Genomic DNA, 14,385 nt, shown 5'->3' on the forward strand with positions numbered 1-14,385 from the left:
CTTGCTTGATGATTTGCAGGCGGACATCGGCGTAGACACCATCGCGAAAGACGACCTCGATGTCCTTGCCAGCATCGCTGGCGCGTCGGATGAGGCGGTTGAATTCGTACTCCCGACCTGCCGTGAGCATGAAAGGCGCATCGGCCGTGCCATTGCCCGCCACGCTGCCACCAGGGACCACGTACAGCATCTGCCTGTCCGCGGCCCAAACCGCCTGGGCGCCAAGCACAGAGGCGGTGAGCAGGGCGACACAGCAGGTCCATCGGCACGCGCGTGCTTGAACACGCCGTGACGGCGGGGGCGTGCGGGTGTCCTGCACGCCTGGTCCCGCGTGCATCTCGATCTGATCGGCCTGCCCGTGGTGATCGGCGTGCAGCAAGGCCAGGTCCAACTGGCGGTTCGTGGCAGGAATCATGGGGGTGAGCGGGCTGGTCATCGAAGGGCAGCCGCCGCGGGACGGGGGCGGTTCACGGCTTCAGGCGGCGTCAGGCTGCAGGGCCGGTGCCGCGCAGCGGAACGTGGCGAGTCGCTGGCAAGCGGCATCGACCGCGGTGATGCGTGGCCAGCGCGAAAGATCGACGCCAAAGCGGCGCGCACTCTCCACTTGCGGCACGAGGTAGACCTCGGCGAGCGTCGGCGTGTCGCCGACACAGTAGTCGCCGCGGTGCGGATCGGCAGCGAGCAGCGCTTCGATGGCGTCAAAGCCCTCGCCAATCCAGCGGCTGCACCAGCGGTTGACTGCCGCCTCGTCGGCACCGAAGTCACTTCGCAGCGATTCGAGGATGCGGCGGTTGTTCACCGGATGGATGTCGCAGCCGACGATTGCCGCCAGTGTGCGCACCCGGGCCCGTGCGTCGGCGTCGGCCGGCAGCAGCGGTGGCGATGGAAAGCGCTCTTCGAGCCACTCCAGGATCGCCGGCGTCTGCGTCAGCACACGGCCTTCGACCGCGAGCGCCGGCACCAGACCCTGAGGGTTCAGCGCCCGGTACGCGTCGCCGAGATGCTCTTCGCGCCGCAGGTCGACCGGCACATACGTGTAGTCCACCCCCTTCAGGTTCAGTGCGATGCGCAGCCGGTGCGATGTGCCGCTGCGGAAGAAACTGTAGAGTTTCATGCGGATTCCTCTGTCGATCAGTCTGGTGGCCAGGTCAGGCGGGCCGCTGCAGCGGTGTGGCTGGCCCCTGATTCTCTTCGACTTGCCCCGGGCGTCGCGCGGTCTGAGCGCGCGCCATGGGCACCAGCAAGGTCAGCAGGGCCCCTACCAGGCCCAGTCCGGCCAGCACGTAGAAGATCGCGTCCAGCTTGAAACCCGCACCGATCAGGGTGCTGCCCAGCATCGGGCCACCGATGCCGCCGAGGCGACCGAAGCCGGCGCACCAGGCCACGCCGGCGGCGCGCACGTTCGTGCGGTAGTAGTTGGCGACGAAGCCATAGATCAGCGTCTGCGTGCCGCTGGTGCCCAGACCGACTACTGCCACGATGACCAGCAGGCCGGCGAGCGGGAAGCCCAAGGTCAGCAGCAGCAGCGCCATGGCACCGGTGGTGAAGCAGGCCGCCACCACCGGTTTCGGGCCGAAGCGGTCGGCGGCACGGGACGCTGCGAGCGCGCCGAACAGCGAACCGCCATTGAGCACGGCCAGGAAGGACAGCGACCCCTTGGCGTTGAAGCCGGCCCGCAACATGATCTCGGGCAGCCATGTGTTGAGCGAGTACACCAGCATCAGGCCCGTCGCGCTCATCAGGCCGAGCACGGCGGTCGGCAAGAGGTAGTGGGTGCTGAACAGGCCGGCAAAGCCGATCTTGCCGGTGCCTGCGGGTGCGATCGCTTCCGTCCGGACGGACACCGTCCCGGGCAAGGGAACGCCTGTGCGCTCCGACACCGCACGCGCCTCGTCCATGTGGCCACGCGAAGCCAGCCACACCACGGATTCGGGCATCTTGGCGTACGCCAGCGGCAGCAAGGTGACGATGGGGAGCGCGCCCATCCAGAACAAGCCGCGCCAGCCGATGTGCTGCATCAACAAGATGGCCAGCAGCGCGGCCAGCAGACTGCCCAGAGGGATGCCGCCGTTCGTGATGGCGTTGATCAGGTTCTTCTTGTCTGCCGGCGCGTATTCGGACACCAGGGCTGCGGTGGTGGCCAGCAACGCACCGATGCCCAGACCGGTGGAGAAGCGCAGCCAGCCGAAGGCGATCGATGTGGTGGCCATCGCGGTCAGCGCCATGCCCACCGAGAACCAGGCGTAGGACATCAGCATCACCTTGCGGCGACCGATGATGTCGCCGACGGCGCCCGCCAGCAGCGCGCCCACCATCACGCCGACCAGTGCGTAGCTGCCCAGCAGCCCGGCGATGGCCGGAGTGACGTTGCCGATGTGCGTGGGGTCGCGCAGAAAGGTCGAAACGACTGCGCCGTAGAGCACCAGGTCGTAGCCGTCGAAGACGAGTCCGAACGTGGCCAGGGCCACGATCCAGATCACGGTGCGCCGCCGCCGCGCTTCGGCCTCCGGACGTGGGGTCGTCGATGTCATGTCTTGTCTCCTGTGCGTGCGTTGGGGTGGGGGCTCATTCGGGGGCGCCGACGTGCAGCACGATGTCGCCCACGCCCTCGATGCGACCGTCGATGCGGTCGCCGGGCAACACCGCACCCACGCCTTCGGGCGTGCCGGTGTAGATCAGGTCGCCAGGCTGCAGGTGATAGAAGAGTGACAGGTCGGCGATGATCTCGCGGATGTTCCAGATCAGCTTGGACAGGTCCGACTGCTGCCGCGTCTGGCCGTTGACCTCCAGCACCAGCTCGCCGCGCTCGATGACCACACCTTCCATCGGCACGACCTCCGAACACACCGAGCCCTGCTCGATGTCCTTGCCGAGATCCCAGGGGCGCCCTTTCTCGCGGGCGACCAGCTGCAGGTCACGGCGCGTCATGTCCAGGCCGCAGGCGTAGCCGTAGATCACTTCGTGCGCCCGTTCGGCCGGAACCCGGAAGCCCGGTTTGCCGACCACCAGCACCAGCTCCATCTCGTAGTGGTAGTCCTTGGTTTCCGGCGGGTAGGGGACGGTCGCGCCGCTGGACACCAGCGTCTGCGGTGACTTCGTGAAGTAGAAGGCCCGCTCGACCGACTTGTCGACGGGGCGGCCCATCTCGATCGCATGCGCGTGGTAGTTGCGGCCGACGCAGAAGATGCGGTGGATGGGCAGCCGTTCGGTCTGGCCGCGCACGGGCAGCGAGGCGACGGGCGAGGGGGTCCAGAGGTAGTCGGGATTCGTCATGGTGGTTCCTTGGGTGTTCAGGAGGGCGTCTCGTGGACGCCGAGCTTGCGGTGCAGCGGCGATTCGTCGGCGATGGAAATGAAGGGGGTTCGGCGGTGGAGCGGTTCTGCATGCCCAGGTACATGGCGGGGCTGACCTTCAGGTTTTCCAGGCGCCCCAGTTCATGCCTGTCGGTGTTCCTCGTGGGGCTCAGCCCTGCTGCAGGCAGTTGGAGACATTCCAGCCGTACAGCCACTCCAGCGCATCGTAGAAACGCTCTTGCGAGCGGTCCTTCCACAGCGCGTTGCGCACCAGGCGCTCGACGCCGGCGGCGTGGTACAGGCGCCCCATCTCGCGGCCAGAGAGCACGATGCGGGCGGTGCGCGTGACGCGGCTCTGCTGGTAAAGCTGCAGCGCCGCGTCCCAGTCGTTGTGCGTGACGCGCAAGGCTTCACCCAGCGTGACCGCGTCTTCCATGGCCATGCATGCGCCCTGAGCCATGTACTGTGTCGTCGGGTGGGCGGCATCGCCGAGGATCGTGGCGCGGCCGAACACCCAATGGCCGATCGGCTCGCGGTCGGCGGTGGCCCAGCGCTTCCAGGTCTTGGGCAGCTCGATCAGCTGGCGTGCCTTCGGGCAGATGCCCTGGAAGTAGCTCTCGACCTCCTCCTTGCTGCCATCGGTCACGCCCCACTGCTCCTGCTGGCGGCTGTGGAACGTGACGACGATGTTGTACTGCTCGCCGCCTCGCAGCGGGTAGTGCACGAGGTGGCACTTGGGGCCGGCCCACAGGCTCGCGGCGTTCCACTGCAGGTTCTTCGGGAAATCGGCGCGTTCGACCACGGCGCGGTAGACCACGTGCCCGGTGACACGCGGCGGGTCGTTGACGTATTGCGTGCGCACCACCGACTTGCCGCCGTCGGCACCGATCAGCGCCTGGCCCATCCAGCGGTTGCCGTGCTGGTCGATGGCGGTCACCGTCCTGGCGGATTCGTCCTGTTCGATGCGTTCCACGCGGGTGTTGGTGTGGAAGCGGACACGGCCGGTCTCCTGCGCACCCTCCAGCAGCGACCGGTGGATGTCCACGCGGTGGATGACGGCGTAGGGATTGCCGAAACGCTTGCGGAAGGCCTCTCCCGTGTCGATGCGGCCGACCAGCGTCTCGTCGATCGCGTCGTGCATCACCATGCAGTCGGTGTAGACGGCGCGCCCGCGCGCCTTGTCGCCGACGCCGAGCGCGTCAAAGGCGTGGAAAGCGTTCGGCCCAAGCTGGATGCCAGCGCCGATCTCGCCGATCTCGGGTGCCTGTTCGAGCACCGTCACGGTGAAGCCGCGCCGTACAAGCGCGAGAGCCGCCGCGAGCCCGCCGATGCCGCCGCCAGCGACGATGACCGGCAAATCCTGGTTGTGTGCAGTCATGTGCGTTCCATCAAATGTGTACTTATCATAAGTACACTGATTAAAATCATAGTGATAGACTGACATGGATCAAATACGGGTTAACCCTCAATCGGCAGATAGCGCACGATGACGACGCACACAAGTCACCCGCAGAACGTCGAACTCGACGATCTGCCTGGCCACCACATCCGGCGACTGCATCAGATCGCCGTGGCCATTTTTTTGCAGGAGGCCGAACCGCATGGCTTGACGCCCATGCAGTTCGCTGCACTGCAGGCCTTGGCCAACGCGCCTGGCATCGACCAGCGCACGCTGGCGCGCACGATCGGTCTGGATACATCGACCACGGGTGGCGTGATCGACCGGCTGGAGAGTCGCGGGTTGCTGCTGCGCAACTCGAATCCGAACGACCGCCGCGTGCGGCTGCTCACGCTCACCGACGCTGGCCAGGCGCTGCTGCACGAGGTGGTTCCGGCGATGTTGCAGGCCCAGCGGCGCATTCTGGAACCGCTGCCGGCGGCCGACCGCGCAGAGTTCGTGCGCATGCTGCGTGCGCTCGTCGTTGCCAACAATGCGCTCAGTCGGGCACCGAGCGATCCCTGAAACTGGGTCTGACCGGAGGCTTCGGACACCCAGCGCCCGAATGGCCTTGCCTCTGGAGTCCGGATTCCATGACCGACTTGCCGGCTCTCAAGCGTCGCAGACTCCGGGAGCGCCCGGGCGGTTCATTCAGACCGGCACAGGCGATGGCACGGCCAGACGCGGCTTCTTCGCGAAATCAAACGCTTTCCACAAGTCCCCGGACTTGTCCGTGCTCTTCAAGGCGGGCGCGCCCCAGGCCTGCAGCCCGAACAGGCGGATGCAGAACTTGACGATGCTGACGTGCGAATACAGGTTGTGGTCGATGCCCTGGCGCGCATAGGGGCTGATCACGAGGCACGGCACGCGCGGGCCATACCGGAATTGCGAGCCGGTGTAGCCCGCGGGGCCGGCCCCAGGCCAGGTGGCCGCGGCGGGCGGCGTGACGTGGTCGAACCAGCCGCCCCAGTCGTCCCAGGTCACGAAAATGGCGGTCTTGGCCCACAACGGGCCGGTCGCGGCCGCATGAATGCGGTCGGCCGTCCACTGCATGCCGGGGCCCACCTGGGGTTTGCCGGTCTTGGCAAGATCGCCCGGGTGCTCGCTGGCACTGCCGGGGGCGTAAAGCCAGCTCACATGCGGCAGTGCACCTGCCGCGGCATCCTTGTCGAACTGGCCGGACCGCACGTTCCAGGCATGGCCCTTCAGTCCGGCGATGTGCTCGAAATAGGACGCGTTCGGATCCGAGTAATTCCGCCAGGTCTTGCCGACGGATTCGAGCGTGGCCGGCAGGTTGGGCAGGACATAGGGTGGCTGCGGCTGGTAGGTGCGTGTGGCCGAGGCATTGTTGATGATGGGCGAATCCGCGGCGATCAGGTGCAGGTGATTGGGCTCGGACTGGCTGGCCACGTCGGTGAAGTAGTGGTCGCACAGCACGTACTGCTGCGCGAATGCCCAGTAGGCGGCGAGGTCCGCCTTGCTGTACTGGCCCTGGAATCCACCGCCCTTGGCCTGCGCGCGCAACCAGGCCGCATGGTCATGCGGCGGGTCGGTGAGCTGCGGGTCTGTCGCCGCAGGCAGGACCATGCCCGCCGCGCCCGGAAAGGTGCCGAAGTAATTGTCGAAGCTGTGGTTCTCCTTGACGATGATGACCACGTGCTCGATTGGATTTGCCATGTCAGTCTCCAGCCTGATTTCAATTCCGGCCACCACGGTAGCAGGTCGGCATGGTGGTTGGCGCGCTGTGCCGAGGGCCGTGGAGGGCACTCTACACTGCACCTATGCGCATCCCTGGACGTCTACATCAAGCGCTGGACACGCTGGACGCGGCCGCTGGCTGGTTGGCTTTGCCGCTGGCAGGCCTGTTGCTGGTCCAGTGGCCGCTGCGTGACGTGGTGGGGTGGGGTGCAACGCGGGCCAATGACCTGGGCCAGATCCTGTTTGCCCTGTATGTCGGGGTGGGGCTGCACGCTGCCACACGCACCCAATCCCATCTGTCCATCGACATGGCGCTGACACAGCGCATGTCGCCCCAGGTCCGCCACCACCTGAACCGATGGGGGCAGGCCTTGCTGGTGCTGCCGGTTTCGCTCTACGTCCTGTATGGCGCCGGGCCGATGGCCTGGCGATCGCTTTGTAGCCTCGAAGGTTTTCCAGAATCGTTCAACCCTGGCTACTGGTTGATCAAAGTGGCGGCCTGGCTGCTGGCCTTGCTGATGAGTCTGCAGGCCGTGATCGGCCCCGCAGGAACCACGGTCGCCAAGGGCCTGCCGATCTACGCGATCCAGCTCGGCGGTGCCGCGCTGCTGGCGGTGTCGGGCGTGGCGACGGGGGCGTTCAGCTTCGACCTCATGGGGGCGCTGCCTTCGCGGCTGGTCGGACTGCTGGAGAACGACTTGCTGCAGGCGCTGCCCTTGTACGCCCTGAGTGGCGCCGTCCTGAACCGGCTGCCGCTGGTGGCCCGGATGCACCAGGGCGGGCAATGGCTGCTGCGCCGGCAACCGGCCGCGGCAGAGCTGTCGGCGCTGCTGGTCAGCGCGCTGCTGGCGCCGATGAACGGATCCGTGGGGGCCAGCCTGCACATGCTGTCGCGGGCCATTTCTCCTCGCTTGCAGGTCGGTGACCGCTCTGTCGCACAGACCACGGCCACACTCTGCGTGGCCAGCACCTTGGGCGTCGTCATTGCGCCCTCGCTTGTCTTGCTGCTCCTCGGTGATGCCATGATGCGTGCGCACACCGAGGCGGTGAATGCCACGCATGCCGCCGTGCGCATCGTCAACAACGCGGACGTGCTGCGTGCGGCGGTGGTGCCGGGTGCGCTGGCCGTGCTGATGTCGCTGGCGGTCGTGGCGTGGCGCCACCGCCGGGACGTGGCCGTCGTTGTGCCTGGACTGGACCGGCAGGCAGGTTGGCAGACGGTGTCGGTCGTGCTGGTCATCGCCGCCTTGCTGGTGGCGGTGGCCACGGGCCGGGTGTTGGCCGTCGAAGCGGCGGCGGCGGCCTGCCTGCTGCTGCTCGCGGGTGCGGCCGTGACGAAGCAACTGAGCGCCATGTTGCTGCGGTTGATCCTCCGCGACGCCTTGGTGCTCACCGGTGTGCTGTTCGCGCTGCTGATCGCGGCCACCAGTCTGACGCTGGTACTGCGCGGCCATGGCATTGACCAATGGCTGGCCGCCTCGGTGCAGTCGTTTCGCGGCCACCCGACCGGTCTGCTCCTGCTCGTGATGGCCGGGCTGGCCGCGTGTGCCTGTGTGCTGGATGCCTTCGAGATGATTTTCCTGGTGATCCCGCTGGTCATGCCGGCCGTGCTGCAGGTGCAGGACGATGCAGCCTGGGTGGCGGTGCTGACGCTGCTGGTGCTCCAGCTCGGCTTTCTGCTGCCTCCGCTGGGCTACGCGGTGCTGATGGCCCGCTCGCTCGCCCACCCGCGCCCCGGACTGGCGGCGTTGTCGCGTGCCTTGGTTCCGCACCTGGTCGGACAGTTGCTGCTGATCGCGGTGGTCATGGCGTTTCCGCAGACCACGCGCTGGACCCGGCCTGACGAACCTGCCGCGGTGCCCATGCTGTCGGACGAGCAACTGGATCTGCTGCTCCGCCCTTGACTTCGACAGTACGTGCGACGCGCACTGTGGCCAGCAAGGCATCTGGCGTGAAGAAGGCATACAACTAGATGATTGCCGCCAACTGCAGTGGCGCTGTCGGTCTGCACCCGAGTGTCCAGGCGCCGCGTACCGTGCCTTCCACCGCATCGATCGACCGGTACAGCGTCCGGTCCGGACCCAGCCGCGCGGCCAGTGCCAGACCGAATGCCTTGTTGCCGGCCAGCGGCCCTTCCACGACCACGGAGCCGCGCGGTGACAGGCGGGTGATCAGCGTGGCACTGCGTTCGGCGCAGTACACCGCAGCCAGCGCCGGGCGCAATGGCTCCGGGACCGCCAGCACACCACCCGACACGCGCCGGCCCTGGCGCCAGAATTCGAACGCGGCCTCGGACTGACCCCCCGGCAGTGGCCGAGCCTCCCAGCCGGTCTCCACCAGTGCGGCCAAGGCTTCTTGCGTTGCCCAGGCGGGGTCGGCGCCCGCGCACAGGTGGTCGAAGTCGCGCCCGCCCATGAAGCGGGCGGTCGGCACGGGCTGTCCGTTGACCGCGACATTGAACAGCTCGGCCTCCACCGGCGTGTCCTCGGGACGGGCGGTGGACATCACCACGGTCCAGGTACCGGTCGTCAGCAATGTCATGTCCGGCAGCGGCAGGTAGCGCACCAGACAGGCGTTGCTGTCATGCACACCGCACAGCACTTCGCAGTCCGGCGACAGCCCCCAGCGCGCAGCCAGTTCGGGCCGCAGCGGCCCCAGCACATCACCCGCCCCACGCATCGGCGGGAACCGCGCGGCGATCCCGCCGCCCTGTGCCCAGTCCGAGAACCGCCCCAGCCAGGGTGCCCAGAGCTGTGTGTGACAGCCCAGCGACGACACCTCGCTCGCCGCCACGCCGCTGAGCCACCACGCCCAGTACTGTGGATACGGCAGCCAGTGGTGGATGCACGACCAGGTCTGCGGCTGCGTGCGCTGCAGCCAGAACAGCTGCAGCCCGGCATTCAGCCCCGCCGGCAGGCACGGCGAGCCTGTGTGGGCGAATGGATCGATCGCCTGCTCGAAGGCGGAGCGGTGCGCACCGTAGCCGTCCCATTCGTAGTCGATCGGGGGCAGCACGAGGCCCTGGTCGTCGATCGCGCAGAAGGCCGCGCCGTGGGTGCTGATGCTGATGCGTGCGATGCGCGTGCGCTCGGGCAGGTCGGCGATGCTGTCCATCAACCATTGCTGCAACCGCGGCACGCCCAGCGCGGTGTAGCCCGGCCCCGGCATCGGCGCATTGGCCTGCACGCGGCGCGCCAGCACCTCGCCGGCTGCATCGACCAGGACCAGCTTGGCGTTGCTCTTGCCGATGTCGAGCACCAGCGTGTGCGCAGGCGGCACGGAAACTCCCGACGCGCGCACCCGGCTCACTCCAGATGGAACAGGCACGGCATCGGCTCCGCCACGGGGGAGCCATCCGGGTTCGATTGCATGATGTCCTTCATGTGCTGCCACCAGCGCTGCATCACCGGGTGCTGCGGCAGCGTGTCCATCGCGTGGTCGGCGCGGCGGCGCAGCACCGCGAACAGCACACCACGCGGCGCGTCCAGGAAGATGCTGTAGTCGCAGACACCGCTGTCCTGCAGCAGCGTGACCAGCTCGGGCCAGATGGCATCGTGGCGGCGCCGGTACTCGGCTTCGCAGCCCGGGTGGAGGAACATCCGGAAGGCGATCTTGTCGGTTGTCGTGGTCATCGGCATCACGTTCTCGCGGCTGTCAGACTGTCCTGAGCGCGGGACGCGCACCACGCTGCAGCAGTCGAAGCCAGCGCGGCAGCACCATCGACACGATCAGCAGCCCTCCGACGATCATCGACATCACGATGCCCGAGACGTTGAGCATGCCCAGTGCAAAGGTGAAACTGCCGAGCAGCACGGCGGCCAGCACGGTGCCCAGGATGCTGCCGCGCCCGCCCTCGATGGCCACGCCGCCGAGGATGACGATCGTCACCGCATCCAGCTCCCAGCCCATCGCCAGGTTGGGCCGTGTGCTGCCGATGCGCCCGGTGAGCAGCACGGCGGCCAGTGCGGCCATCACGCCGGCGAAGAGGAACAGGCCCATGCGGTAGCGGTCCACCGCGATGCCCGAAAAACGCGAGGCGATCGGGTTCGAGCCGATGGCATAGAGGCGCCGGCCGTGCAGCGTGCGGTGCAGCAGCAGTCCCACCGCCAGCCCGGCCACCACCAGGACCGCGAACTCGATCGGCACGATCAGCGCCGGCACTCCGATCAGATCGCCCAGGCTGCCATTGCCCCAGGTGCTGAGCGTCTGTGGGTAACCGGTGATGGCCTGGTCACCCAGCACCACCTGCGCGAGTCCGCGGTAAAGCGACAGCGTGCCGATGGTCACGACGATCGCCGGCAGCTTCCAGCGGGTCACCAGCCAGCCATTCAGCGCGCCGCACAGCAGGCCGGTGGCCAGTGCTGCCAGCAGCATCAGTGGCAGGCTGGCCCCCGCCTTCATCGCGAAGCCCATCGCCAGCGAGCACAGCGCCATGGTCGCCGCGATCGACAGGTCGATCTCCCCGGCGACCACCAGCAGGGCCATCGCCAGCGCGATCAGCGCCTTCTCGGAGAAGTTGTAGGTGCTGTCGGCCAGCGCATAAGGCGACAGGAAACCTTCGATGCCGAGGCCGAAGGCCAGGTAGACGAGGGCGATCAGGGTCAGCAGCACGCGCTCCCAGGTATCGAGTGCCTTCATGCGGTGGCTCCTTGTGCCGTGGTGGAGGAGAGGGCAGTGGGGCCTGGCGAAGGAGGACTGTGCTCCAGGATCTGCCGCCCGGCCTGGCGGTGGCCGCGGGCGTTCAGCGCCACCGATAACAGGATCACGAAGCCCGCGATGGCCTGCTGCCAGAACGGCGAGACCTGGATCACTGGCAATGCGGCATTGAGCACGCCGATGAACAGCACGCCCAGCACCGCGCCACTGACCGTGCCCACCCCGCCGCCGATGCCCACGCCACCGATCACGCAGGCGGCGATCACCGTCAGCTCGAAGCCCGACGCCAGCTCGGTGAACGCGATCGAGTAGCGCCCGACCCACAGCAGTCCCGCCAGCCCGGCCAGCAGGCCCGACAGGGTGTAGGCCATCATCAGCCGCCGCTTCACCGGAATGCCGGCGTAGACCGCCGCTGTCGGACTGCCGCCGAAGGCGTACAGCTCACGGCCTTCCCGGCGCCAGCGCAGCAGCCAGACCGTGAACACCACCGCGGTCGCCGCGAACCACAGCAGCATCGGCAGCCCCAGCAGCGTCTCGCGCGGCAGGCCCTTGATGCGCGGGTGGATCTGGTGGTCCGAGATCCACGCGCCGCCGCTGGCCACGAAGATCGCGCCGCGGTAGATCGACATCGTGCCCAGCGTGACCACGATCGACGGCAGGTTGAAGCGCATGATCAGCCAGCCATTCACGGTGCCCAGCGCCGCGCCGATCGCGCAGGCCAGTGCCAGCAGCACGACCAGCGGTGCACCCGGCCAGGCCCGACCGACCAGGGCGCACAGCATGCCGGTCAGCGCCAGATTCGACGCCACGGAAAGGTCCACGCCGCGTGTCAGCAGCACCAGCATCTGGCCCATCACCAGGATGGCGAGGATGGCCGAGTCGTTGCCGATGTCGAGTGCGTTGCGCCAGGTCAGGAACACCGGCGCACGGGCGCCGACCGCCAGCGCGATGGCCGCGATGATCGCCAGCAGCACCCATTCGCGCCGCAGGCTCGTCAAGGAAAAGGAGGGTCGCGTCATGCCGTCTGTCCGTGTGCTGCGGTGTGGTGCAGGCCCGAGGCCGCAGCGACGATCGTCTCGGCATCGGCCTGGCCCTGCACGAATTCGCCGACCTGCCGGCCGCGCCGCATCACGACCGTGCGGTGCGCCAGGTGCATCACCTCCGGCAGCTCCGACGACACCAGGATCACCGCCAGCCCCTCGGCCACCATCTCGGCGATGAGTTGGTAGACGGCCTGCTTGGCGCCCACGTCGATGCCCTTGGTCGGCTCGTCGAGGATGACGATGCGCGGGTTCAGCCCCAGCCACTTGGCGATGACGACCTTCTGCTGGTTGCCACCCGACAGGCCCGACAGCGGCGTGTCCTGCGATTCGGTCTTGATGCGCAGCCGCTCGATCAGCCGCGCCGCCAGCGACGCCTCGCGCCGCGGCGACAGCCAGACGCCGTGCGAGAGCGTGCCGCTCAGGCCTGTGCGCGGCCCGGCCAGTCCGGCCAGGCTGATGTTGTGCCGCACCGAGAACGACAGGATGCCGCCCTGGCGCTGGCGTTCCTCGGGCACATAGGCCAGCCCTGCGGCGATGGCGTCGCCCGGCTGGCGGATGTCGATGGCGGCACCATCGATGCGCACTTCGCCGGTCGCCGATGGATTCAGCCCCATCAGCGCCAGCATCGCCTCGCTGCGCCCGGCGCCCACCAGCCCGTAGAAGCCCAGGATCTCGCCCCGGCGCAGCGCGAACGACAGGCCCGCGAATTCGGTCGGGTGCGACAGCCCGCGCACCTGCAGCAGCACCTCGCCGGGCCGGTGCGGGATGGATGGATAGATCTGGTCGATGGCACGGCCGGCCATCAGTTTCACCAGCGACTGCTCGTCCGCGTCGGCGATGCGGCCGCTGCCGACCGAGGCCCCGTCGCGCAGCACGACGTAGCGGTCGGCGACGGCGAAGATCTCGTCGAACTTGTGGCTGATGAACAGCACCGCCACACCCTGCGCCGTCAGGCTGCGCACGATGCCGTAGAAATCGCGGATCTCGGCCTGCGACAGCGCGGCGGTCGGTTCGTCGAGGATGACGACCCGGGCCTGCTGCGACAGCGCACGGGCGATCTCGATCAGGTGGCGCTGCGCCAGGCTCAGCGCGCGCACCAGCGTCGTTGCCGCGAACCCGGCGCCGACCTGGTCGAGCACGGCCTGTGCCTCGCGGTTCATCGCCGCCCAGTCGATCACGCGCAGCCCGGGGATGCCACCGAGCGCACGCATGGGCTGGCGACCGATGAAGATGTTCTCGGCGGCACTCAGCTCCTCGAACATCACGGTTTCCTGGTGCACCGCGACGATGCCGGCGGCCTGTGCATCCTGCGCGCGCGTGAACCGCTGCAGCTGGCCGGCGATGTGCAGCTCGCCCGCGTCGGCCTGGTGGACGCCGGTGAGCGTCTTGACCAGCGTGGACTTGCCGGCACCGTTCTCGCCGATGACGGCCAGCACCTCGCCGGGCACGAGGTCCAGGTCCACGCCCTTGAGGGCGTGGGTCGGACCGAAGTGCTTGTGGATGCCGCGCAGCGTGAGCCACGCGGGGGACGGATCAACTCTCATGACTCATGACCAATGCGGCACCCGGATCCGGCTTCAGAAGATCTTGGCGAATTGCTCGACGTTGGTGGCGTCGTAGGTGAACGGTTCGGCCATCGCGCCTTCGAGGTTGGCGTCCAGCGTGGCGCTGCCGACGCGGCCCAGCGAGATCTTCTCGCCGGCCACGCCCTTGGCGGTGCCCTTGATGAAGGCGTGAACGGCGTAGATCGACGAATAGCCGAGATCGATCGGGTTCCAGATCGCGAACGACTTGACCGCGCCGCTCTTCACGTGCCCCGCCATTTCCGAGGGCAGGCCCAGACCGGTCACGAAGATCTGACCGACCTTCTTCTCGTCCTGCACGGCCTTGGCCGCCGCGGCGATGCCGACGGTGGTCGGCGCGACGATGGCCTTCAGGTTCGGGTAGCTCTTGAACAGGCCCTGCGCCTCGCGGTAGCTCTTGTCGGTCTGGTCGTCGCCGTAGACGACGCTGACCAGCTTGAGCCCGGAGTAGGCAGGCTGTGCCAGCACCTTCTTCATCTCGGCGATCCAGATGTTCTGGTTGGTCGCCTGCGCGGTGGCCGACAGCACGGCGATCTCGCCCGTCTTTCCCGCCACCTGCTCGCTCATCTTGACCAGCTTCTCGCCGATCAGCGCGCTGTTCGACGGGTTCAGCTGCATCAGGCGGCCTTCCTTCTTGACGCCCGAGTCGAACGAGATGACCTTGATGCCGCGCG

Annotated in this window: 14 protein-coding genes; 2 read left to right on the forward strand and 12 right to left on the reverse strand. The window is 67.8% G+C overall.

Annotation, left to right across the window (positions count from 1 at the left end):
- From AB3X43_RS00510 to AB3X43_RS00530, 5 genes are all read right to left on the reverse strand, one after another.
- Window positions 1–415, reverse strand: a 415-nt coding sequence (locus tag AB3X43_RS00510) for a hypothetical protein (RefSeq protein ID WP_369427939.1), incomplete at its 3' end; no start/stop codon positions are given.
- 60 nt (window positions 416–475) lie between these two features.
- The gene (gene maiA / locus AB3X43_RS00515; RefSeq protein ID WP_369427940.1) at window positions 476–1,114 is read right to left on the reverse strand and encodes a maleylacetoacetate isomerase; all 639 of its coding nucleotides are present in this window, start codon (window positions 1,112–1,114) and stop codon (window positions 476–478) included.
- A 34-nt stretch (window positions 1,115–1,148) separates the two neighbouring features.
- Window positions 1,149–2,531 (reverse strand): MFS transporter, encoded by a 1,383-nt coding sequence (locus AB3X43_RS00520; RefSeq protein ID WP_369427941.1) that lies wholly within the window; start codon window positions 2,529–2,531, stop codon window positions 1,149–1,151.
- Window positions 2,532–2,565: 34 nt separating this feature from the next.
- Window positions 2,566–3,273 carry a fumarylacetoacetate hydrolase family protein gene (locus tag AB3X43_RS00525; RefSeq protein ID WP_369427942.1) on the reverse strand — a complete coding sequence of 236 codons (708 nt, stop codon included), beginning with the start codon at window positions 3,271–3,273 and terminating at the stop codon, window positions 2,566–2,568.
- A gap of 189 nt (window positions 3,274–3,462) precedes the next feature.
- Entirely contained in the window at window positions 3,463–4,671 is a 1,209-nt protein-coding gene (locus AB3X43_RS00530) for a 3-hydroxybenzoate 6-monooxygenase (RefSeq protein WP_369427943.1), read from the reverse strand.
- 108 nt (window positions 4,672–4,779) lie between these two features.
- Between AB3X43_RS00530 and AB3X43_RS00535 the strand changes: the two genes are divergently transcribed.
- Window positions 4,780–5,256 carry a MarR family winged helix-turn-helix transcriptional regulator gene (locus AB3X43_RS00535; protein ID WP_369427944.1) on the forward strand — a complete coding sequence of 159 codons (477 nt, stop codon included), beginning with the start codon at window positions 4,780–4,782 and terminating at the stop codon, window positions 5,254–5,256.
- 126 nt (window positions 5,257–5,382) lie between these two features.
- Here AB3X43_RS00535 and AB3X43_RS00540 read toward each other — a convergent pair whose 3' ends face one another.
- On the reverse strand, window positions 5,383–6,408 hold the full coding sequence (locus tag AB3X43_RS00540; RefSeq protein WP_369427945.1) for a phospholipase C: 1,026 nt from the start codon (window positions 6,406–6,408) through the stop codon (window positions 5,383–5,385).
- A 104-nt stretch (window positions 6,409–6,512) separates the two neighbouring features.
- Between AB3X43_RS00540 and AB3X43_RS00545 the strand changes: the two genes are divergently transcribed.
- Window positions 6,513–8,333 carry a TRAP transporter large permease subunit gene (locus AB3X43_RS00545; protein WP_369427946.1) on the forward strand — a complete coding sequence of 607 codons (1,821 nt, stop codon included), beginning with the start codon at window positions 6,513–6,515 and terminating at the stop codon, window positions 8,331–8,333.
- Between the two features lie 64 nt (window positions 8,334–8,397).
- Here AB3X43_RS00545 and AB3X43_RS00550 read toward each other — a convergent pair whose 3' ends face one another.
- From AB3X43_RS00550 to AB3X43_RS00575, 6 genes are all read right to left on the reverse strand, one after another.
- Entirely contained in the window at window positions 8,398–9,708 is a 1,311-nt protein-coding gene (locus tag AB3X43_RS00550; protein WP_369427947.1) for an FGGY-family carbohydrate kinase, read from the reverse strand.
- 26 nt (window positions 9,709–9,734) lie between these two features.
- The gene (rhaM, locus tag AB3X43_RS00555) at window positions 9,735–10,061 is read right to left on the reverse strand and encodes an L-rhamnose mutarotase (protein ID WP_369427948.1); all 327 of its coding nucleotides are present in this window, start codon (window positions 10,059–10,061) and stop codon (window positions 9,735–9,737) included.
- A 22-nt stretch (window positions 10,062–10,083) separates the two neighbouring features.
- Entirely contained in the window at window positions 10,084–11,067 is a 984-nt protein-coding gene (locus AB3X43_RS00560) for an ABC transporter permease (protein ID WP_369427949.1), read from the reverse strand.
- Entirely contained in the window at window positions 11,064–12,104 is a 1,041-nt protein-coding gene (locus AB3X43_RS00565; protein ID WP_369427950.1) for an ABC transporter permease, read from the reverse strand. The genes AB3X43_RS00560 and AB3X43_RS00565 overlap by 4 nt, the downstream gene beginning before the upstream one ends.
- On the reverse strand, window positions 12,101–13,672 hold the full coding sequence (locus AB3X43_RS00570; protein ID WP_369427951.1) for a sugar ABC transporter ATP-binding protein: 1,572 nt from the start codon (window positions 13,670–13,672) through the stop codon (window positions 12,101–12,103). The genes AB3X43_RS00565 and AB3X43_RS00570 overlap by 4 nt, the downstream gene beginning before the upstream one ends.
- Window positions 13,673–13,705: 33 nt before the next feature.
- Window positions 13,706–14,385: substrate-binding domain-containing protein (locus AB3X43_RS00575; RefSeq protein WP_369427952.1), on the reverse strand; the 680-nt coding region annotated here is incomplete at its 5' end.

The sequence above is a fragment of the Sphaerotilus sp. genome (assembly GCF_041083715.1).
In the GTDB taxonomy this organism is placed as follows: Bacteria; Pseudomonadota; Gammaproteobacteria; order Burkholderiales; family Burkholderiaceae_C; genus Sphaerotilus.

What these genes read in the sequence shown, in the direction of transcription:
- AB3X43_RS00560 (WP_369427949.1), bottom strand. Translation starts at nt 11,067, where the DNA reads ATGAAGGCACTCGATACCTGGGAGCGCGTGCTGCTGACCCTGATCGCC.
- AB3X43_RS00530 (WP_369427943.1), bottom strand. Translation starts at nt 4,671, where the DNA reads ATGACTGCACACAACCAGGATTTGCCGGTCATCGTCGCTGGCGGCGGC.
- AB3X43_RS00570 (WP_369427951.1), bottom strand. Translation starts at nt 13,672, where the DNA reads ATGAGAGTTGATCCGTCCCCCGCGTGGCTCACGCTGCGCGGCATCCAC.
- maiA (WP_369427940.1), bottom strand. Translation starts at nt 1,114, where the DNA reads ATGAAACTCTACAGTTTCTTCCGCAGCGGCACATCGCACCGGCTGCGC.
- AB3X43_RS00535 (WP_369427944.1), top strand. Translation starts at nt 4,780, where the DNA reads ATGACGACGCACACAAGTCACCCGCAGAACGTCGAACTCGACGATCTG.
- AB3X43_RS00565 (WP_369427950.1), bottom strand. Translation starts at nt 12,104, where the DNA reads ATGACGCGACCCTCCTTTTCCTTGACGAGCCTGCGGCGCGAATGGGTG.
- AB3X43_RS00520 (WP_369427941.1), bottom strand. Translation starts at nt 2,531, where the DNA reads ATGACATCGACGACCCCACGTCCGGAGGCCGAAGCGCGGCGGCGGCGC.
- AB3X43_RS00545 (WP_369427946.1), top strand. Translation starts at nt 6,513, where the DNA reads ATGCGCATCCCTGGACGTCTACATCAAGCGCTGGACACGCTGGACGCG.
- AB3X43_RS00540 (WP_369427945.1), bottom strand. Translation starts at nt 6,408, where the DNA reads ATGGCAAATCCAATCGAGCACGTGGTCATCATCGTCAAGGAGAACCAC.
- AB3X43_RS00525 (WP_369427942.1), bottom strand. Translation starts at nt 3,273, where the DNA reads ATGACGAATCCCGACTACCTCTGGACCCCCTCGCCCGTCGCCTCGCTG.
- rhaM (WP_369427948.1), bottom strand. Translation starts at nt 10,061, where the DNA reads ATGACCACGACAACCGACAAGATCGCCTTCCGGATGTTCCTCCACCCG.